Source organism: Novosphingobium sp. (genome assembly GCF_036733805.1).
Taxonomy (GTDB): Bacteria; Pseudomonadota; Alphaproteobacteria; order Sphingomonadales; family Sphingomonadaceae; genus Novosphingobium.
The window spans coordinates 1-19290 of sequence record NZ_DAIMZT010000061.1 but is presented as its reverse complement, the minus strand read 5'-3'; the positions used below and the strand labels follow the sequence as shown (position 1 = coordinate 19290).

Annotated in this window: 19 protein-coding genes; 6 read left to right on the top strand and 13 right to left on the bottom strand. The window is 60.9% G+C overall.

Going from position 1 to position 19290, the window contains the following annotated elements; translation table 11 throughout:
* Positions 1-282: 282 nt before the first annotated feature.
* Positions 283-489 carry a cold-shock protein gene (locus V7D69_RS13070; RefSeq protein WP_324064338.1) on the top strand — a complete coding sequence of 69 codons (207 nt, stop codon included), beginning with the start codon at positions 283-285 and terminating at the stop codon, positions 487-489.
* A gap of 67 nt (positions 490-556) precedes the next feature.
* Positions 557-784, top strand: a complete 228-nt coding sequence (locus tag V7D69_RS13065; RefSeq protein WP_324064337.1) for a hypothetical protein — start codon at positions 557-559, stop codon at positions 782-784.
* A 202-nt stretch (positions 785-986) separates the two neighbouring features.
* Here V7D69_RS13065 and V7D69_RS13060 read toward each other — a convergent pair whose 3' ends face one another.
* Genes V7D69_RS13060 through V7D69_RS13040 form a run of 5 tightly spaced genes read right to left on the bottom strand, consistent with a single transcriptional unit; the run spans position 987 to position 4943 of the window.
* On the bottom strand, positions 987-1943 hold the full coding sequence (locus V7D69_RS13060) for a copper resistance protein B (protein ID WP_333606008.1): 957 nt from the start codon (positions 1941-1943) through the stop codon (positions 987-989).
* Positions 1940-3622, bottom strand: a complete 1683-nt coding sequence (locus V7D69_RS13055; protein WP_333606007.1) for a copper resistance system multicopper oxidase — start codon at positions 3620-3622, stop codon at positions 1940-1942. Before V7D69_RS13055 ends, V7D69_RS13060 begins: the two co-directional genes overlap by 4 nt.
* Positions 3623-3673: 51 nt before the next feature.
* Positions 3674-4237 carry an RNA polymerase sigma factor gene (locus V7D69_RS13050; protein ID WP_414691014.1) on the bottom strand — a complete coding sequence of 188 codons (564 nt, stop codon included), beginning with the start codon at positions 4235-4237 and terminating at the stop codon, positions 3674-3676.
* A complete protein-coding gene (locus tag V7D69_RS13045) occupies positions 4234-4674 on the bottom strand; it encodes a periplasmic heavy metal sensor (protein ID WP_333606006.1) in 441 nt (146 codons plus the stop codon). The genes V7D69_RS13050 and V7D69_RS13045 overlap by 4 nt, the downstream gene beginning before the upstream one ends.
* Positions 4671-4943, bottom strand: coding sequence for a hypothetical protein (locus V7D69_RS13040; RefSeq protein ID WP_324064332.1), 273 nt, complete (start codon positions 4941-4943; stop codon positions 4671-4673). Before V7D69_RS13040 ends, V7D69_RS13045 begins: the two co-directional genes overlap by 4 nt.
* Before the next feature lie 138 nt (positions 4944-5081).
* Here V7D69_RS13040 and copC point away from each other — a divergent pair, with 138 nt between their 5' ends.
* The 3 genes from copC to V7D69_RS13025 all read left to right on the top strand — a co-directional run bounded on the left by copC (position 5082) and on the right by V7D69_RS13025 (position 8683).
* Complete coding sequence (copC, locus tag V7D69_RS13035; RefSeq protein ID WP_324064331.1) at positions 5082-5471, top strand: copper homeostasis periplasmic binding protein CopC; 390 nt, start codon at positions 5082-5084, stop codon at positions 5469-5471.
* On the top strand, positions 5471-6367 hold the full coding sequence (gene copD, locus V7D69_RS13030) for a copper homeostasis membrane protein CopD (RefSeq protein ID WP_324064330.1): 897 nt from the start codon (positions 5471-5473) through the stop codon (positions 6365-6367). The genes copC and copD overlap by 1 nt, the downstream gene beginning before the upstream one ends.
* Before the next feature lie 225 nt (positions 6368-6592).
* Positions 6593-8683, top strand: coding sequence for a TonB-dependent receptor (locus tag V7D69_RS13025; RefSeq protein WP_333606005.1), 2091 nt, complete (start codon positions 6593-6595; stop codon positions 8681-8683).
* A 52-nt stretch (positions 8684-8735) separates the two neighbouring features.
* Here the strand turns inward: V7D69_RS13025 and V7D69_RS13020 are convergent, their stop codons facing one another.
* The 3 genes from V7D69_RS13020 to V7D69_RS13010 are packed head-to-tail and all read right to left on the bottom strand — an operon-like array spanning position 8736 to position 12932.
* Positions 8736-10292, bottom strand: a complete 1557-nt coding sequence (locus V7D69_RS13020) for a DHA2 family efflux MFS transporter permease subunit (protein ID WP_333606004.1) — start codon at positions 10290-10292, stop codon at positions 8736-8738.
* Positions 10293-10311: 19 nt separating this feature from the next.
* Positions 10312-11481 carry an HlyD family efflux transporter periplasmic adaptor subunit gene (locus tag V7D69_RS13015; protein ID WP_333606003.1) on the bottom strand — a complete coding sequence of 390 codons (1170 nt, stop codon included), beginning with the start codon at positions 11479-11481 and terminating at the stop codon, positions 10312-10314.
* A 14-nt stretch (positions 11482-11495) separates the two neighbouring features.
* On the bottom strand, positions 11496-12932 hold the full coding sequence (locus V7D69_RS13010) for an efflux transporter outer membrane subunit (RefSeq protein WP_333606002.1): 1437 nt from the start codon (positions 12930-12932) through the stop codon (positions 11496-11498).
* 112 nt (positions 12933-13044) lie between these two features.
* Here V7D69_RS13010 and V7D69_RS13005 point away from each other — a divergent pair, with 112 nt between their 5' ends.
* Positions 13045-13638, top strand: coding sequence for a TetR/AcrR family transcriptional regulator (locus V7D69_RS13005; protein ID WP_324063516.1), 594 nt, complete (start codon positions 13045-13047; stop codon positions 13636-13638).
* 131 nt (positions 13639-13769) lie between these two features.
* Here the strand turns inward: V7D69_RS13005 and V7D69_RS13000 are convergent, their stop codons facing one another.
* The 5 genes from V7D69_RS13000 to cysT form a co-directional block, all read right to left on the bottom strand.
* The gene (locus V7D69_RS13000) at positions 13770-16238 is read right to left on the bottom strand and encodes a TonB-dependent receptor (RefSeq protein WP_333606001.1); all 2469 of its coding nucleotides are present in this window, start codon (positions 16236-16238) and stop codon (positions 13770-13772) included.
* A gap of 98 nt (positions 16239-16336) precedes the next feature.
* Positions 16337-16516, bottom strand: coding sequence for a YezD family protein (locus V7D69_RS12995; protein ID WP_324060932.1), 180 nt, complete (start codon positions 16514-16516; stop codon positions 16337-16339).
* Complete coding sequence (locus V7D69_RS12990; protein WP_324060931.1) at positions 16500-17483, bottom strand: sulfate/molybdate ABC transporter ATP-binding protein; 984 nt, start codon at positions 17481-17483, stop codon at positions 16500-16502. The genes V7D69_RS12995 and V7D69_RS12990 overlap by 17 nt, the downstream gene beginning before the upstream one ends.
* A complete protein-coding gene (cysW, locus tag V7D69_RS12985) occupies positions 17480-18319 on the bottom strand; it encodes a sulfate ABC transporter permease subunit CysW (protein WP_324060930.1) in 840 nt (279 codons plus the stop codon). The genes V7D69_RS12990 and cysW overlap by 4 nt, the downstream gene beginning before the upstream one ends.
* Positions 18316-19167 carry a sulfate ABC transporter permease subunit CysT gene (gene cysT / locus V7D69_RS12980; RefSeq protein WP_324060929.1) on the bottom strand — a complete coding sequence of 284 codons (852 nt, stop codon included), beginning with the start codon at positions 19165-19167 and terminating at the stop codon, positions 18316-18318. The genes cysW and cysT overlap by 4 nt, the downstream gene beginning before the upstream one ends.
* Positions 19168-19290 lie beyond the last annotated feature (123 nt).

Genomic DNA, 19290 nt, shown 5'->3' with positions numbered 1-19290 from the left:
CACCCTCTCCGCCAATTTGTCTGACTTTCATATTGGGCGTTGTCAGAGAACGTAAAAAGACGGCACGTTGGAGATAGAGCTGTGCCTTGGGAAAAAATCGTGCTAAGATGCCTATCGCTGACGTCGAATTTTGCGACGGTTTTCGGCACTTTCAGAATCAGAAACCGGACTTCCGCTGTCTGATTCTTTTTGCGACGATTTCCTTTCACTTGACGACTTGACGCACGACCGACGCAGCAATCCTGCGTGTCGGAAAACACGTTTCTTGAAAGGAAACACATCATGCCCATCGGCACCGTAAAGTTCTTCAACACCGACAAGGGTTTTGGCTTCATTGCACCCGAAGATGGCGGCGATGACAGCTTCGTTCACATTTCGGCGGTTCAGGCAGCTGGCATGCGCACGCTCGAAAAGGAACAGCGCATTTCCTACGATCTGGAAACCGGCCGTAACGGCAAGGTTTCTGCAATCAACCTGCGGAGCGCCTGAGCGGGGATCGTCCGGGGCGGGCATTTCCCGCCTGCCCCGAATTTTCCCGTAACGCAGTGAGGCCCCCATGGCATTAACCCGCGAATACTGTGACGATCGCGCTCGGGACGCGGCCGAGGCAGCCAGCCTCGCCACCCTCGATAACGTCCGCCGGCGCGAACTTCGCTCGGAAGCTGCGTGGCGCGAAATGTCCGACCGCATACGGCAGACCGAAAACGCGCGCAGCATACGCGAGGCACAGCGACGGGCCGAACAAGCACTGATCGCCCGCGAAAGCCAGCCAGCGACCGACTAAGCGCGGTTATGGAGAGACAAAGGGCTTCCTGGGTCAGTTGGCTGAACCATGCGGTTCGCACCGCCCATCATGTTCGTATGCCTAGCATGGTGTAATCGTGGCCCTTTCGAAGCCGCATTTTCCTAATCGTCTGAAACCACGGCGTTGTCGTACCGGAGCGCCCTGGCCGAGCGTACGCTGCAGCTTCCCGCCTCGACAATGATTAAAGCCACAGACGCACCCCGGCAACGACGCTCCGCTCATTGGAGCCCTCGCCGTCGGCACGGGAATAATCGGCCGTCCTACCCGCGGCCCACGTCCAATTGAGACCGACATAAGGCGCGAACTCGCGGCGGATCTCGTAACGCAGCCGCAAACCCAGTTCGGCGCTCGAAAGCCCGGCACCGATCCGCTGATCGGGCACGTCCTGCGCTGAGAAATCGAACTCGACGCGAGGCTGAAGGATCAAACGTTGAGTTATCCGCTGGTCGTAGGCGCCTTCGAGACGGCCGGTCAGCTGCCCCTTGCCGGACAGAAAAGCGGCGACCTGCACATCGAACTGATAGGGAGCGCGCCCTTCGATACCGAACGTAGCCCAGGTACGCATCGGTCGCGGACGGAGATCCTGACGGGCGCCCAGTTGCAGATTCCACCAGGGATCGAGCGCCTTGGAATAAAGGGCCTGAACCTCGGCTTGATCCACTCTGCCGGCGCTGGCGCCCTCACCCTTGCTCTTGAGGATGAAGCGATTGAGATCGCCGAACCAGGCTTCTCCTTCCCAGCGATAACCGTCCTTCCCGTCGCGGAACTGGTGTTCGGCAAGATCTACGAGCAGCTTGGCGTACGTGGCCGCTGGCGGGTGCATTGCCGCATCTCGGGCAACTGCCATGTCCGCTGCGTTCCAGTAACGATCGGCGGGCTGGTCATGCGCGATAGGCGGAGCCTCCGCGCTGCCGGGCGGTTGATCGGTGCCCATGGGCTGTTGCTCCTGCGGCTGGTCCGGCGATGACACTGGCGGCGACATGTCCATGCCCGGCATGCTCTCGGTCTTCGCCGAGGTGTCCGGCTTCGGCGTGGGCGCCGGCTGCGACACTCCGGGGTTATGTGTCGCATGATCCATCGACTGCGCAAGAGCGGGCGTCGCACTCGTCACAAGCGCAAGAACGAGCACGGACTTCATGTTGCGCCTCCTTCGACCGGGCGGACCTGAACCACGCGCATCATGCCCATCGCCATGTGCAGGAAGAGATGACAGTGAAACGCCCAGTCCCCGCCAATCGCGGTGACGTCCCAGCTGACCTTGCCGCCGGGCAGGACGTTCACAGTATGCTTGCGCGGACTGTGGTCACCATGCCCGGTGACCAGTTCGAAGATGTGACCGTGCAGATGGATCGGGTGCGCCATCATGGTGTCGTTGATAAGCGTCACCCTGACGCGCTCCCCAGCCCGCATCGGCAGCGGATCGTGCGCGTCGGCCATCGTCTTGCCGTCCATCGACCACATGTAGCGATCCATGGTGCCGGTCAGATGGACCTCGATCTCGCGCTCCGCCGCGCGAACGTCAGGGTTGAGGTGAAGCGCGACCAGGTCCTTGTAGACAAGCACCTTATGACCCACCTTGTCGAGCCCGATGCCGGGATCACCGCTGCGGTCCATCGGCATGGGGGCGATCATCTCGACGCCCGGACCTAGCTTGACCTGGGGGGCATTTTTTCCATCGCGCATGGACATGTCCTTCATGTCCATCCCTTGCATTTCCATGCCCATGTCCTTCATGGTCAGGACAGGGCGTTCCCGCAGTGGTGGCACTTCCGCACGCATCCCAGGGCGCGGCGCGAGCGTGGCGATCGCCATCCCCGAGCGATCGACGCCTTCGCCGATAATGGGGAAAGCCCTGTCGTCACTCGGTATGACAATCACGTCATAGGTCTCGCCGGGGGAGAATTGGAACTCATCGACGGACACAGGGCGCACATCCTGCCCGTCCGCACTCACGACCTGCATGGACAGGCCGGGAATGCGGACATTGAACACAGTCATCGCCGCGGCATTTATGAAACGCAGCCGCACCCGCTCGCCCGGCGCAAATAGCGCCGTCCAGTTGGACGCCGGCCCGTGTCCGTTGACTAGGTAAGTAAGCACAGCGCCGGTCACGTCCGAGATATCGGTCGGATCCATCCGCATCCTGCCCCATGCAAAGCGCTCGAACAATTTCTGGTCCCTGCCAGCAAGAAGCCCGACCAGGGTTTGACGCTGAAAGTTGTAGTAGCCAGGTTCAACCTTGAGGTTGCGCAGGATGCTGGCCGGATTCACGAAGCTATGATCCGACAGCATCACCACGTGATCGCGGTCGAAGGGCGCGGGCTCGGGCCCGACCGAGTCGATGACGATCGGACCGTACATCCCCATAAATTCCTGCAGGCCCGAATGGCTATGATACCAATAAGTCCCCGCCTGTTCGATCGTGAACTCGTAGGTGAAGCTCGAATGCGGCTTGATCCCCGGGAATGAGACGCCGGGCACGCCATCCATCTGGAATGGCACAAGCAGGCCATGCCAGTGGATGGAGGTTTCCTCGTCCAGCGCATTCTCGACTGTAAGACGCAGCTTCTGGCCCTGTCTGAGCCGCAGGAGGGGCGCCGGGACCGTGCCGTTGATGCTGACCGTGCGCGCAGGCTTGCCGTCGATATCGAGCATGTCGCGGCCGACGCGCAGGTGAATGTCCTCGCCTGAGAGGGTCGGCAGACCCGTCGACACTGCCTGTGCCCATGTGGGCAACCAGGGCTGAAACATGAGCGCCCCGCTGCCGATGACTGCACCCCTGAGCACGCCGCGACGGTTGAGATCCAGATTTCGCATCAAAATGATGTCCCTCCATACAGGCTCATCATCGGTTACGCGGGCACGCATTTAGTCCCTCAAAATTTCTGTCAATTTTGTTCGTGCGCGGTGCAAGCGGGTCTCCACCGCCTTTTCGCTGACGCCCAGGAGACCCGCCACCTCAGCCTGGCTGAGACCTTCGATGGCGCGCAGAACCAGCACGTCTTTGAGGCGCGCAGGAAGTTCGGCGATCGCGGTCATGGTCTTCTCGAGTTCCTCGCGATCAGACACCTGCCGCTCGGCGTCGGGTGCCGTTTCCGCGATGCTTCGTGCTTCCCCGAGCGGTAGGGCAAACGAGAAGAATTGGCGCACCTTGCGGCGACGCGCCCTGTCATGCGCCTTGTTGATGACGATCCGGGCCAGCCAATGCGCGAAAGGACGGGTGCCGTCATACCGCTTCAAAGCGGCAAAGGCAGCGATGAAGCTTGCCTGGGTTACGTCCAGGGCAGCATCGTTATTGCCGCAATAATGACGGGCAAGGCGGAAGGCCGCGGCACGGTGCCGGTCCATCAATGCGCGATAGGCCGCCTGCCGGCCGCCTAAGGCGAGCGCAGCCAATTCGCCGTCCGTGCAGGCGGCGAGAACAAGCATCAGCGCGGCTTTACAGTAAGTGCCTTTACGACGGCGGCATCAAACCGCGCTGCCTGATCGGGGCGCAACACGCTACGCATGGCAAAGATGTGTTCCAGTGTGATCTTCTGCAGTTCACCCATCGCTTTGTGCGAGGCGTCAACAGCACTGGCGACCAGCGGACCATAGCCGTGCTCAGTCTCGATCGCGCTGGCAAGGCGGGCATTATCCGAACGCAGCTCCAGCTCGAGCGACTGACGACGAAGCGCATACTTACGCTCGATCTGTTCGATCTGCTGTTTCTGAAAGTCGTCTAGCTGGAGATCTTTGTGCAGCACTTCATGAAGTTCCGATTCCGCCGGAACCGGTGGCATGATCCAGGCCCGACCGATAAGCACGCCGCCTATCGCCGCACCAAAGGCGAAGAGCAACATAAGGACGAAGCGCAGCCGCTCAATCATTCCTGGCCGCCCAGAAGCGTCGAAGGGGCAAGCGCGGCAGGAGCGCCGAGGGGGAAAACGGTCGCCGCCGCTACCAGCTCAGTAGGCGGCGGTGACCCGGCGAGGCCGATCCCCAGCGATACCATTGCAACCATCGCCATGGCAAACGACGAGACCTGCGAGTTCGAGCGGCGGGCCAGGGCATCGAAGACCGCACCATCAATTGTATCGAGCCGCGCGTCGAGCGGGAGATCCCGCATCCGGGCAAGAAAGTTGTCAATGTCTTCCATGGCGTCTCATATCCTCGCGGGTTCCCCCTGCAGTTACGCATCCGCATGACCGATCCCTCGAAATCTTTGCTCGCATTCCGAGGGATCGGCGCTTTGCCCGCGTATGCTGCTTACTTGCCCTTCCTCAAGGATTACATCATGCGGTTTCTTCGTACCCTCGGTTTCATTATCGTCTCGGCTGGCTTGGCTCTCGCGGCACCCGCCTTCGCGCATACTCATGTGGTTTCATCTACCCCGACGGCATCGGCGATCGTCTCGAAAGTGCAAAGCGTCACGATCACTTTCAACGAGGCGTTCATGCCGGTGCTTTCCGGGCTCGAAATCCTCATGACCGGGATGCCCGGCATGAAAGGTCATCACCCGGCGATGAAGATCGCGGGGATCCAGGTTGCTTCCAGTGCCGACCGCAAGACGTTGATCGCGACCCTATCGCGGCCGCTTGCCGCTGGCAGCTATGATGTCATTTGGCATGCTGTTGGCGACGATACTCATCGCATGACGGGCAAGGTGAGCTTTACGGTGCATTGATGACTGCGCTGGAGCTGATGCGCTTCGCGCTTTACGCAGATCTGGGCATCTTGTTCGGCGCGCCTGCGACCGCAGCGTTGATCGGGGACCATGCAACCTTGAACGGCGCACGACGCCTGTTCCTGGTGGGCACGTTCGCTGCGCTGCTTTTCACGGTTATTGCCACCCTAATCCTGGTTGCAGCCATGACTGCAACCAGGATTAGGGAAATCGATTGGCCGATCACCCGCGCGCTTCTGTTCGGCACCGCGTTGGGCTGGTCGCTCCTCATTCGATTGGGAGCGGTGGCGGCGGCAGTGCTGGTGAGCGCCTTATCAAGGCCGCATCCGCGATGGCTCGCTTTGCTGTGCGGCATTGCGATTGCCACACTTGCCTGGTCCGGCCATGCTGCTGCCAGCGAGGGAACCATAGGCTTCTTCCGTCTCGCCAATGACGTGGTGCATATGCTCGTGGCCGCCCTATGGATCGGGGCGCTTGTGCTGTTTCTTAGCATGCTCACGGATCGGCGCATGGAACCGGTGAGTGTGGGACTGGTCCTTGCCCGCTTCTCGAGCGTCGGCAGCGTCATTATCGCGATTCTGATGGTGACGGGCGCCTTCAACGTCCTTTTCCTGTCGTCATCGCCCGAACATTGGGCGGCAAACTTGAGCCAGCTTGTCGTGTATCCCTACGGCCGTCTCCTTTTGCTCAAGCTGGGCTTGTTTGTGACAATGCTGGTTTTTGCCGCCACCAACCGGTTCTGGCTTGTGCCCTGGCTCGTTCAAACGTTGGAACGTGATAAGGCCGGAAGGGCCGCAGGGTGGCTCATGGCAAGTATTGCAACCGAATTGGCGGTGGGTATGACTATCCTCTGGATCGTTGCACGTCTCGGTACGTTGGATCCAGGCTTCAGCTGATTTGCCCAGATGCTAACGGCATGATGGCACGCGACCGTCAGTCACGCCTGCATCCTTCGTCAGATGGTTTCCTCAACAACCGACGCCGGTTCCATGTCAGGGCGGCCGTCCGAGCGGAACCACGACGGCAAACATCCAGTCACACATGCTTATTGCAATCGAGTTGCATTATCGTTATTCGGCGTCCCCGTCAGAGTTGGCAACTTATGGAAGGGGTGTGCGAACATGTTAAATGGCTGGAGTATCGGGCTTTCCACAGCGGTGGCGGCGCTTCTTTGCGGCGGGACATCGGCATTCGCGGAAGAGATGTCGGCCGAAGAAGAAAGCGCCCGTAACGACATCATCGTCACCGGTGAGCGCGATGATGGTTATGTGCCGTCCGATACTACCGCTGCGAAAATTCCGGTCCCGCTTCGCGACATTCCTCAGTCGATAGCCGTCGTTCCTTCAGAGGTGCTGCGCGATCAGCGGGCTTTGTCCGTGCAGGATGCGTTGAAGAATGTTGCGGGGGTTGGATTCTCTTCAGGCGACGGCCAGCGAGACCAAGTGACTATCCGCGGCTTCACCGCTATCGCCGACCAGTTCGTTGACGGCTTTCGGGATGACGCCCTTTACTTTCGCGACCTGTCCAACGTGGAGCGGATAGAGGTGATTAAAGGGCCAGCGGCCGTGCTTTATGGCCGGGGATCCTCGGGCGGCCTGATTAATCGGGTTACCAAGAAGCCGGACGGCAACCTGACCAGCGCGACCCTCTCGGCCGGCTCCTTCGACAGTTACCGCGGCGAGGTCGATGTGGGCCGTTTAGGCCGGAACGTCGGCTTCCGCCTGACCGGAGCGGTCGAGGATGATGGAGGGTATCGCAACCAGCAGTTCCTGCGACGCTTTGCCCTGGCTCCATCGCTGTTGTTGGGCGCGGGGCAAGATACCTCGCTTCTCATCCAGGCAGACTATCTGAACGATCGCCGTCTGATGGATTTTGGCATTCCTGCTCTTAATGGGCGACCGGTAAAAGTGCCACGATCGACTTACTACGGCGCCGCGAACGCGCGCGAGGCCGACTATGTCCAGAGCGAAGTCCTTTCGCAGCGCATTGTATTCAATCACCGTTTCTCGGACTCATTAAGCCTGCGCAACGGGTTCAGCCACTACAACTACCAGCTCGATCGCCAGAGCACCAACCCAACGATGGTCGACCCCACCGCGAAAACGGTGACGCTTAGCCACAGTTGGTTCGATCGCAGCGAGGACGGATGGTCCAACCAGATCGAGTTGACGCAGAAAATAAAACTGGCCGGCACCTCCCATACCATTCTCTATGGGTTCGAGATCGCCCAACAGCACAAGTTCGCTCTACGCGCCGCCAGCCGCATCGTAGCCGTCACTTCGATATTTGATCCGGTATTACCGGTGGTTGACAACGCAAGCTTCAAGACAATCGCCGATAATTCGCTGACCACCCTGAAGACACGCGGTCTCTACATTCAGGACCTTGTCGATCTGGGTCACGGTTTCAAGGCCATGCTGGGCGTGCGCCATGACTGGTTCATTCAGAAGACCGATCTGCGCCTGCCAGGCCAGCGGGATCTGGCCCGCACCGACCGCAAATGGAGCCCTCGTGCGGGCCTACTGTTCCAGCCCGACGAGGCTCAGTCCTATTATGTTTCCTGGAGCCGCAGCTTCCAGCCGTCAGGTGAGACGTTCGCGCTGGCGGCGACCAATGCCGATATTGCGCCTGAACGGACCACCAATAAGGAAATCGGCGCCAAATATACGCTGTTCGGCGGAAAGCTATCGCTGCAAGCGGCAGCGTTCGTCCTGCGCCGTACCGGCATCAAAGGCACTGATCCCGCAACGCAGGCTGTAGTGCCCATCGGCACGCAACGGACAAGAGGATTCGAATTATCAGCCGCGCTGGAGTTGCCCGACAATATTCGAGCGGTTGCCGGCTACGCCCATCTCGACACACGCACGATCCAATCTGCCACGCCCACTTTCGTGGATAAGCGCGCCACGCTGACACCGCTCAACTCCGCTAACATTTTCGTCACCAAAACCATTCGGAAGCGCTTTGGTCTGGGTGGAGGTATCAATTACGTGGCCGATCGCTGGGCGGACCCGGCCAACACCACGATCTTGCCGGGCTATGTCACGTTCGATGCCGCAGCGTGGGCACAGGTCAATCATGTGCGCCTACAGCTCAATGCTTATAATCTGACGGACAAGTGGTACATCGTGTCCGGTCATGGCACCTCGCCCATCCTTAATGTTCCGGGCGCGCCGCGCAGGGTGATCGGCACGATAAGCCTGGATTTCTAGAGGCATCGCGGCCGGGACGCCCAAAGGCTCACCCGGCCGCGCTTCCACGTCTTCAATGTGCTCCGCTGGTATCGATCGGTCCCCGTGGCTTGGGCGATAGCCAGATGAGGGTCGCGGCAAAGAGGAAGCAGACCGTAATCACGCCGAACATGTTGAGGGTCGCCAGCATGACGCTCTGGCCCTCCACAATGCCGGTGAGCATCGTGGTGGCACTTTCGGGGGATGCGCCCCCGCTGACCATGCCGTCAATCGCGGCTTGTCCTTGCTGCATAGCCCCGGCCAGCTCGGTCTGGTTCTCGCGCGCTGCATCCGCCCAACCAGTCTGCACCAGCGAGGTTGCAAAGGCCCCGGCGAGCGTGCGCATGAAGTTCGACATGCCCGCCGCATTCGCTTGCGCTTCCGGTTCGACGCTGGCCATGGCCAGACCGGTCACCGGCACGAAGAACATGACCATGAAAGGCCCCGTCAACAGAGTCGGCCAGGCCATCTGCAGGAACGTAACTTCATTGTTGAACCCCATGCGCCAAGCCGTCATCGCGCCCAGGCCCAATATGCCCAGCGAGACGACCAGGCGCGGATCGAACCTTTCCACCGCGAGGCCGACCAGGGGCGCCGAAGCCACAGCCAGGATGCCCATGATGCCGGTCGCATAGCCTGCCCAGGTGGCGGTGTATCCCATATTCTGTTGCAGCCAGAGCGGCAGGATCACCAGACTTCCGAAGAACGCGCCGAAACCCACCGCATAAGTGATCGCCGAAGCCGTGAACCCACGGTGGCGAAAGATCCGCAAGTCGACGATCGGGTTCTTTTCCGTCAATTCCCAGATCAGGAAGCAGGCGAAGCCGATGGCGGCGACGACGGCCAGCACCTGGATTTCGGTCGACGCGAACCAGTCGTGATTGCGTCCCTCGTCCAGCATGATCTGCAGGGCGCCCACCCATAGGATCAGCAGCGCGAGCCCCACCTTGTCAATGCTGGCCTTCTCTGTCGGATCCGCCCGGCCCCGCAGCAGCGTGAGGACGGCAAGCCCCCCAAGTGCCGCGACAGGCACTTTGATAAAGAAAATCCACTGCCAGCCGATGCTGTCACAGATAATGCCGCCCAGGATCGGCCCGGCGACTGGCCCGACCAGCGTGGTCATCGCCCACAGGACCGTGCCCTGTGTCGCCTTCTCCGGCGGAAAAATACGCAACAGCAGCATTTGCGACAGCGGCATGATCGGGCCGCCGAACAGGCCGAGCAGCACGCGGCAGCCCAGCAGCATGCCGAGTGAGTTCGACATGCCGCACAACAGCGAAATCACGGCGAAGGCAAGATAGCAGGTGATGAACACCCGTTGCGCGCCAAAGCGCCTTGCAAGCCAGCCGGTAAGTGGCACGGTAATCGCTTCGGCCACGGCATAAGACGTAATTACCCAAGTCCCCTGCGTGGCCGAGACGCCCACCGCACCAGCGATTGTTGGAACCGAGACGTTGGCGATCGTCGTATCCAAGACGACCAGGAAATTGCCGAGACCGATCGCCAGCGCCGCCAGCAGCAGCGTGGCGCCAGTCAGCGGCCGGCTTTGTTCCAGTCCCGACCCTGAGGAATGTGCTCCGGCGCTGGCCATGACGCTTCTCCCCTGTCGGTTATTTGGAAATCTCGATGTCAGCCGTCATCGACAGGCCCACTTGCAGCGGATGCTCGGCAAGCTGCTTGGCGTCGAGCGCGATGCGCACAGGCAGACGTTGGACCACCTTGATCCAGTTACCCGTCGCATTCTGGGCCGGAACCACGGCAAAGGCTGCACCCGTGCCACCGGAAAAGCCGACCACCCTGCCCCGATACTTCACGTGCTCGCCATAAAGGTCGGATGTCAGCGTGACCGGTTGGCCCGGACGCACATCGGCAAGCTGCACTTCCTTGAAATTGGCATCGACGTAGGCCGCCTGGATCGGAACCACGACCATCAGCATCTGGCCCGGCTGCACGCGCTGCCCGATCTGCACCTGCCGCTTCGATATGACGCCGTCCACCGGAGCGCGGATGATCGTGCGGTCCAGGTCCACACGCGCCTGATCGAGCTTTGCGCGCGCGGCAAGCACCTCGGGATTCGTCTCGATGGTGGTGTCCGCGATCAGGGCCTTGTTGGCATCGCGGTCGCCCTGCGCGGTAAGACGATTGGCGGAAGCCTGCGCGCGCGCCGCTTCGGCCGCTTTGAGATTGGCAAGCGCGGTGGAGTAAGCGTTGCGGGCCACCGTCAGTTCGTCTCCCGAAACGGAGCCCGAAGCGATCAGTGCTTCACGCCTTTGAAGGTCTATCCGCGCCTTGTCGAGATCACCGCGCGCGGCGGCGAGTTGCGCTTCAGCACGCGCCTGATCGGCCGCGCGCGACGCGATCTGCGCGCCCAGGCCACTATCAGTGGCGATAAGGCCGCTCACTTTGCGCTGGGTAAGCGCCAGTTGCGCCTCAGCATTGGCGACGGCCAGTTTGGCATCGGTATCGTCAAGCCGAACGAGAACTTCGCCGCGCTTCACCCGTTGCGTATCGTCAACTAGAACTTGACGTACGGGACCGCCGACTATCGGGGTTACTTGAGCGATGTTGGCGCCGACATAGGCGTTGTCCGTCACGACATGGCGCGAAGCCACCAGCGCGTCATATGCATAATAGCCCGCGCCCAGCACAGCGACGCCGGCTGCCAGACCCATGAACAGGTTCTTGCGTTTGCCTCGGCGCGCGGCGTCGGCCGTGCCGTCAGTCTCTGCTACCTCTGCGGTGTGAGCATCATGTTCGGCGATGGGGGAAATCTGGTTCATGATTGAAACATCCTTCAGGAGCGGAAGCCACCGCCGAGCGCGCGGATCAGCGCAACGTCGAGAGTAAAGGCACGAGTCTGCAGAGAGGCGACGGTGCGCCGGGCGGAAATGAGTGTGTCTTCGGCCGTGAGCACTTCGAGATATGTCGAAAGGCCCCCGCGATAACGGTTGTTGGCGACAGTCCAGGCGGCTTGCGCACCACGTTCGGCGGCCTCTGCGCGCTCCAGCCGCTCATCCAGAGCGCGCTGGCTGGTGGCTGCATCAGCAACCTCTCGCAGGGCCTGGACCAGTGCGCCGTCATATTGGGCTACCGCCGCGGCATAATCCGCTTCGGCGCCGCGATATTGTCCGCGCAGACGGCCGCCATCAAAGATCGGAAGGGAAATGGCCGGGCCCGCCGACCCGAAATCGGAACCTGACTTGAAAATGTTATCAATGCCCAGCGCCTGCAGGCCGATTAGACCGGCAAGATTGATATTGGGATAGAAGGCCGCGCGGGCTTGCTTGATGCGGCTTGCGGCCGCTTCGGCGCGCAAGCGGGCGGCGATGATGTCGGGCCTGCGCCCGATCAGCTCGGCGGGCAGGTTGGCCGGCAATCCCGGCACATTGCTTACCGCGACAGTGGGCCGAACGATACTGAGCCCGCGATCGGGGCCTGCCCCCATCAGCGCCGCGATCCGATTGCGCGTCAGCGTAATGGCTTCGTCGATCGCCCCGAGTTCGCCCTGAGCCGTAGCCATCGCCGAAGCAGCCCGGTCGACAGCGCCTTCGTTTTCCAGGCCCTGCTTCATGCGGCCGGTTATCAATTCACGTGTTTGTCCGCGAACTTCGACTGCTTTTTGCGCCGCGTCACGCTCGGCATAGAGGCCGGCAAGATCGGCATAAGCGCTGGTGATGCTGGCCGATACCGCAAGGCGCGCGGCCGCCGCCTCTGCTCCCGCTGCTTCGGCGTCCGATTTCGCGGCTGCCAGAGCGGCGCGATTGCGGCCCCAGAAATCCAATTCCCAGTTCAGGTTGAGCGAAGCCTGGCCATAATCCTGCCAGCCCCTTGGCGCCAAGCCTTTCGGAAACAGATAGCGTTCGCTTTGCTGAGCCACCCCGCCTTGGCCGTTGGCCGTAACGGAGGGCAGCAGGTCCGCCCGCGACTGCGTCACCAGCGCGCGAGCGCGCTGAAACCTCGCTTCAGCCACGCGCAAGTCAGTAGCGCTGGCCAAGCCCTCCTGCACGAGCGCGTCGAGTTGGGAATCGCCGAAGGCTGTCCACCATTCGTCCGAAGGCCAATCGGCACGCGGCGCGGCGAAACTTTGACTGGCGGCAAAGCTTTCCGGCGCGGAAATGGGACGGAGATCCCCTTTGTTGGGTGCCGTTGCACAACCGGCAAGCAATGTGGCGAGCGCGAGTGAAGCGACGCTTACCGACTTGCGCCACTGCGGAGAATGCAATCGACTCACAATCGGACTCCTTCATAACTGAACCGTACGGTTCTGTATTAGGGCATCCTTGCACCGTCAACAGAAAACTGTACATTACGGTTCAACAAAAGTGAGGGGGTCAGGAATGCGCGTGAAAACCGATGCCCGGCGTGAGGCCATTCTGGACATCGCGACCGAATTGTTTCGGGAAGTCGGCTACGAGCGGGCGAGCATGGCGGCGATCTCTGCGCGCGCCGGTGGCTCGAAAGCCACGCTCTACAATTACTTCAAATCGAAGGAAGAATTATTTGCCGCCGCCATGATGGAAGCGATGGAGGACCAGGGCCAGGCGCTTCTGGATCTCCTTGACGCGTCCGACAACGACGTGGCGGCTGTGCTGCGCCGCTTTGGCGAAGCCTTTCTCCGTCTGGTGACGACGCCCGAATCGCTTGCAATCGCACGAACCGCGACGGCTGAAGCTGCAAACAGCTCGTTGGGGGCGCGCCTTTATGAGCGTGGCCCGAAACGAGCCTGGGACGAAGTGGCGCTTTACATTCGCCGTCTGCAGGAGCGCGGCAAGATTCGTCCGGGCGACCCCCATTTGATCGCGGGGCATTTCAGAGGCATGGTCGAGGCGGGCTTCGTCGAACCGCTGCTGTGGGGCGCACCGACCGAACAGGAACCTGCGACGACCACGAGCGCAGCGGTTGAGGCATTTCTCCGCGCTTACGCGTCCGCCGAATAACGCTTCGGACGCGACGGCCATTCAAGTCATTGCGTGAAGCAAGGACCACCCTACAGCCAGAGCCGTCCAGATCAGCCACGAGGGGCATGAAAGACCGGATCAAGTTGTCTCGTCTCCGGCCGGTTGGGAGCTTAGAATTCGTTTCTGATGGTAAAGCCCCAGGTGCGCGGGTCACCCGGTTGACCGACGATCAGCCCGCTGCTGCCGGATTGCGCGCTCAGGAGTTCGAAATAGTGCTGGTTGAAGGCATTGCGCACCCAGCCGAATACGTTGAACCGATCCTTGCGGAACCCCAGTCGGAAATTGTGCAGCGAGTAATCGTCAATGTACATGTAGGCTGAGGGTGACGGGTTGGACGAAAACCTTGAACGATAGCTGCCGTCATAGCCCAGGTAGATTTCGCCGCCGCTCACCGGCACGTTATACTCAGCCCCGAACGAGAACGACCATTTCGAGATTCCGGGCATCACTTGACCCGAGATGTTGCAGAACGGCAGGCTGTTGCCCGGCGTTCCGGCCCGCGCGGGCGTGCCGACGATCACACCGTTGACGACCGGCAATGCGGTCCCGCCGGCCAGTTCCGGCGGGCAAGGCGCATTGGTGAATTTGACATATTTGGCATCGGTGTAGGCGCCGTTGACATAGGCGTTGAAGCGGTCGCTCGGCCGGAACGAGGAATCGAACTCGATACCTCTGACACGCACCTTTTGCGCATTCGCAAGATATCCTCGAATGACGTTGACCGCATTGGCGTTCACCGTGGCCTGGTAATTCTTTATCTCATCCCAGAAGCCGGCGAGGTTAAAGGTGACCTTGCGATCCCACAGCTGGGTCTTGAGGCCCACCTCGAAGTGATTGACGTTCTCTGGCTTCACCGTCTGGGTGCTGAGATCGACGCCGGTGCTTTTCGAGTTCAACGGCAAACCGGACAAATTGATGCCGCCTGACTTGAAGCTCTTGGCATAAGTCGCATAGCCATGGACGTCATCGGTGAAGTCATAAGACACCGTAATGTCGCCCGAGACGTTCCAGTCACTAAACTCCGGGCTATAACGCTGGGGTGCGAGTGTGTTGATCTGGTTCTGAAACGTAGTCTGCCCCGCTCCGGTCTTCGAGTTCAACAGGCTCTGAACGTTGTCGGCCGTGGCCACGAAATTGTACTGGCTATTGGCGATGCTGACGACCGCTTCGTAGAAACCGGATTTTTTGTCATAGTTAAGCCGCAGGCCCGGCTGAACATGCAACTTATCCGTAACGGCCCAGTTTAGCTTGCCGAACACCGCGAAGCTCTGATTGCTGAAGTGGATCGTGTTCGTGCTGGTAAGACCGTTAAGCACATTCGGGTTCGAAGCGTCAGCACCTGAAAGCAGCCAACGGCTGGCAGCGGGGCCCTGCATTTGCAGGCCGTCGGTATTGATCTTTTGACTGAAGAAGAACGCGCCCAGCGTATATTGCAGCCGCGTCTTGCCGTTCGAAGCCAGCCGCAATTCCTGCGACCATTGCGTCTGGTGCGAAGGGTTCGCGGAAACCGTGGTGATCGGCAGGCCGGTAAAGTCGCGGTCGTTAGCGGGCTTCCAGTCCCAGTTGCGCCAGGCGCTGACCGAAGTGATCGTGGCGGGGCCGATATCCCAGTTGCCGGTGAGCGAGACGCCGGCCATGGTCTGGCGGGCATTCAAGTCGGCATCGAGGTCCGTCACGCGGTCGAAAGGATTAGTGCTCGGGGGCGCATAATGGAACGCCGCGGCCAGCGCCGTGTACTGACGCGCCAGCGGACGCTGCGTAGGGGCGACGCGGGCGTAATACTGCACGCAGCAGAGGGGGTTTTGGCGATTGTAGTCCCCGGCCAGCGCAAAGCTAAGGTCCGTGGTCGGTTTCCACAAGAGCTGCCCGCGGACGCTGAAAGAATCCATCCGGTGCACGTCTTCTCCGGACGTCACGTCCTTGATCGTGCCGTCGCGCTTGCTGTACGAAACGGAAACCCGAGCCGCCAATTGATCTGCGACGAGCGGTGCCGACACCGATCCTTTGGCCTGAATGAAATTGTAATTGCCGCCGCTCAATTCCACGCGCGCCTCGGGATCGAAGCTCGGCGGCCGAGTGGTGACGTTCACCGCTCCGGCGGTAGTGTTCTTACCGTAAAGCGTACCTTGCGGGCCGCGCAGCACTTCCACGCGCTGAACATCGACAAAGTCGAACGTCGAGGCGCCGGCGCGGCCGATGTAGACGCCGTCGAGATAGAAGCCGACGCCCTGCTCGATACCGTCATTGGTAAGACCGAACGGCGCGCCAAGACCGCGGATGTTGATCGCCGAATTGCGAGGATTGCTGGAATAGAACTGGATGGTCGGCTGGCTTTGTTGCAGCCGGTTGATATTGAAGGCGCCCTTGGCTTCGATATCGGCGCCGCCGACCACCGAAAGGGCAATCGGCACGTTCTGGGCATTTTCCTCGCGGCGTTGAGCCGTCACCAGAATATCGTTGCCGCCGCTGGCCGAACCTTCGGCGGCCGTCTCGGCAACGGCGGGCTGGTCCGCGAAGGCAGGTGACGCAAGCAGGGTCGTGCCGGCGACGCTCGCCAGCAACAAGGCACGGGAGATCATCTGTAATCCTCCTGAAAGGGATCACGACGCCTCCAGTAGTCCGGTCGGCTGTGTGAACGTATTATCTATTTGAAAAAATAAGAGAATGATGCGGAAGATCAGTTCGGCTTGAGCCGTTTCTTCTCCGTCACGTCGATCTGGACGACGCGGCCCTCATGCACGGTGAGCGAGACATTCCCGTACCGGAGGCCGGATAGCGCCTCACGGACGCTGGCGATGCTCTCTTCGAGCAGCCTCGCCGCTTCTGGACTGGAAGGCTGGTTACTGTGCGTGTTCATGAACTTGCTCCGGTCTGATGAAGGTCTTTGCGCGGCGCGGGCTGATCTGCACGATATCGCCGGGAACCGGCGCGGGCTGGCTGGCGTCGATATCGATCTCGATAATGCCGCCCGCTCCTCCCGCCAGTGCGCCTTCGACACGCCAAAAACCGCCCTTGCGGAACACGATGTCGACATGCACAGACACGCCACCGTCAGTCACGATTTCCACATCGTGAGGGCGCACATGAAGGCCGCCCGGCAACTGGTTCGTTTCACCCACGAAGTGGGAAACGAAAGCCGTCGCCGGTTCCATGTAGACCTGCTCCGGCGTGCCAATCTGCTCGATCCGGCCGTGGTCCATCACCACCACGCGGTCCGCCAGCTCAAGCGCCTCCTCCTGATCGTGAGTCACGAAGATCGACGTCAACCCCATCTGCTTGTGCAGATCGCGCAGCCAGCGGCGCAAGTCTTTGCGAACCTTGGCGTCCAACGCGCCGAAGGGCTCATCCAGCAACAACAGCGTGGGCTCGATGGCCAGCGCCCGGGCGAGCGCGACCCGCTGACGCTGACCGCCCGAAAGCTGGCCGGGATAGCGTTCCCCCAGCCCTTCGAGCTGAACCAGCCGAAGCAGCTCCTGCGCGCGGGCCTTGATGGCGGCCTTGGCGGGGCGATCCTTGCGCTTGCGCACATTGAGGCCGAAAGCGATGTTCTCCGCCACGGTCATATGGCGGAACAAGGCGTAGTGTTGGAACACGAAACCAACGCCGCGATCGCCCACGCCGACCGTGGAGACGTCTTTCCCGTTGAAGCGCACTTCGCCCGAGTCCTGAAATTCCAGACCCGCGATAATGCGCAGGAGCGTGGTTTTCCCCGACCCTGAAGGACCGAGCAGGGCGATAAACTCACCGGCCTCTATTTCGAGATCGACACCATGCAGGGCCGAATACGTCCCGAAACGCTTGGTGATGTTGTTGACGGTAATCAATGTCCTGCTCCCCCGCGAAGATCGAAGCGCCATTCCAGCACGCTCTTGGCGACGAGCGTCACCAGCGCCAGACCGGCCAGCAGCGAGGCCACGGCAAAGGCCCCAACGAAGTCATATTCGTTATAAAGGATCTCAACATGTAGCGGCATGGTGTTGGTCTCCCCGCGAATGTGGCCGGAGACCACTGAAACGGCGCCGAACTCGCCCATGGCGCGGGCGTTGCACAGCAGCACGCCGTAAAGCAGGCCCCAGCGTATGTTCGGCAGCGTGACATGCCAGAACGTCTGCCAACCGTTAGCGCCCAGGGACAGGGCCGCCTCTTCATCCTCCTTGCCCTGCTCCTGCATCAGCGGGATCAACTCCCGCGCCACGAAGGGGAAAGTGATGAAAACGGTGGCGAGGATGATGCCGGGAACCGCGAAGATGATCTTTATATCGTGTTGCGCCAGCCAGGGGCCAAGCAGGCCGTGCGCACCGAACAGGAGCACGAAGATCAGGCCGGAAACCACCGGAGAAACCGAGAACGGAAGGTCGATCAGCGTAACCAGCAGGTTCCGACCCGGAAAGCTGAACTTGCTGATTGCCCAGCTTGCCGTCAGGCCGAACACGACATTCAGTGGCACACTGATCCCCGCAACCAGCAATGTCAGCTTGATAGCGGCCCAGGCATCGGGCTGAACGATCGCCTCAGCGAAAGCAACGAAGCCCCGGCTGAGCGCCTCGGTGAACACCGCGACAAGCGGCAGCACGAGGAAAAAGGCAAGGAACGCCAGCGCCGCCACGATAAGGACTGTCTGCGTGACGCGATGCTCGGTGGTCGATGCGGTGCGGCTCATGCTCCCAGCCTCCTGCGGCGCACCGCTTGCCAGGTATTGAGGCCGAACAGGATCGCGAACGAAACGATCATCATGATCGTGGCGATGGCGGTCGCGCCGTCATAGGCATATTGCTCAAGCTCAGTGACGATCAGCAGAGGCGCGATTTCGGTCTTTCCGGGCATATTGCCGGAAATGAAGATCACTGATCCGTACTCCCCCACGCCCCGCGCAAAAGCCAGGGCGAAGCCTGTGATGAGAGCTGGCACGATCGCGGGCAGGATGACCTGCACGAAGGTCTGCACGCGGCTGGCCCCCAACGTCGCCGCCACCTCTTCAACATCCTTTCCGAGATCGGCCAGCACCGGCTCGACGGAACGGACAACGAAAGGCAGACCGATGAAGACAAGCGCCACGGTTATGCCCACCGCGGTGAAAGCGACCTTGATGCCCAGGGGTTCAAGAAACCGGCCGATCCAGCCGGCCGGGGCGTAAAGCGTCGTCAATGCAATGCCGGCAACTGCGGTCGGCAAAGCGAATGGCAGATCGACAAGCGCCGAAACCAGGCGCTTGCCCGGAAAGGAATAGCGCACCAGAACCCACGCCACGAGTAGGCCGAAGACGGCATTGACCAGACCGGCTGCGGCGGCGGTGCCGAAGCTAAGGCGATATGCTGCAAGGGCGCGATCGGAGAAGCCAACCGCCACGAACTCATGCCAACCCATCCCCGCGGATTTGAGGAAGATCGTCGCCAGGGGGATCAGCACGATAAGGGTAAGCCAGGTGAGGGTGAAGCCGAAGGTCAGCCCAAAGCCCGGCAGGACGGACGGCTTGCGCCAACCTGTCTTGCGAATTGCATGAGATGGCATCTGCAGTGGCCTGCTCGATAATGTGAAGGAAAGGGCGGCTCATTTCTTTGTATATATGCGGTCGAACACGCCGCCGTCATCGAAGAAGGTTTTCTGGGCTTTGCCCCAGCCGCCGAAATCCTT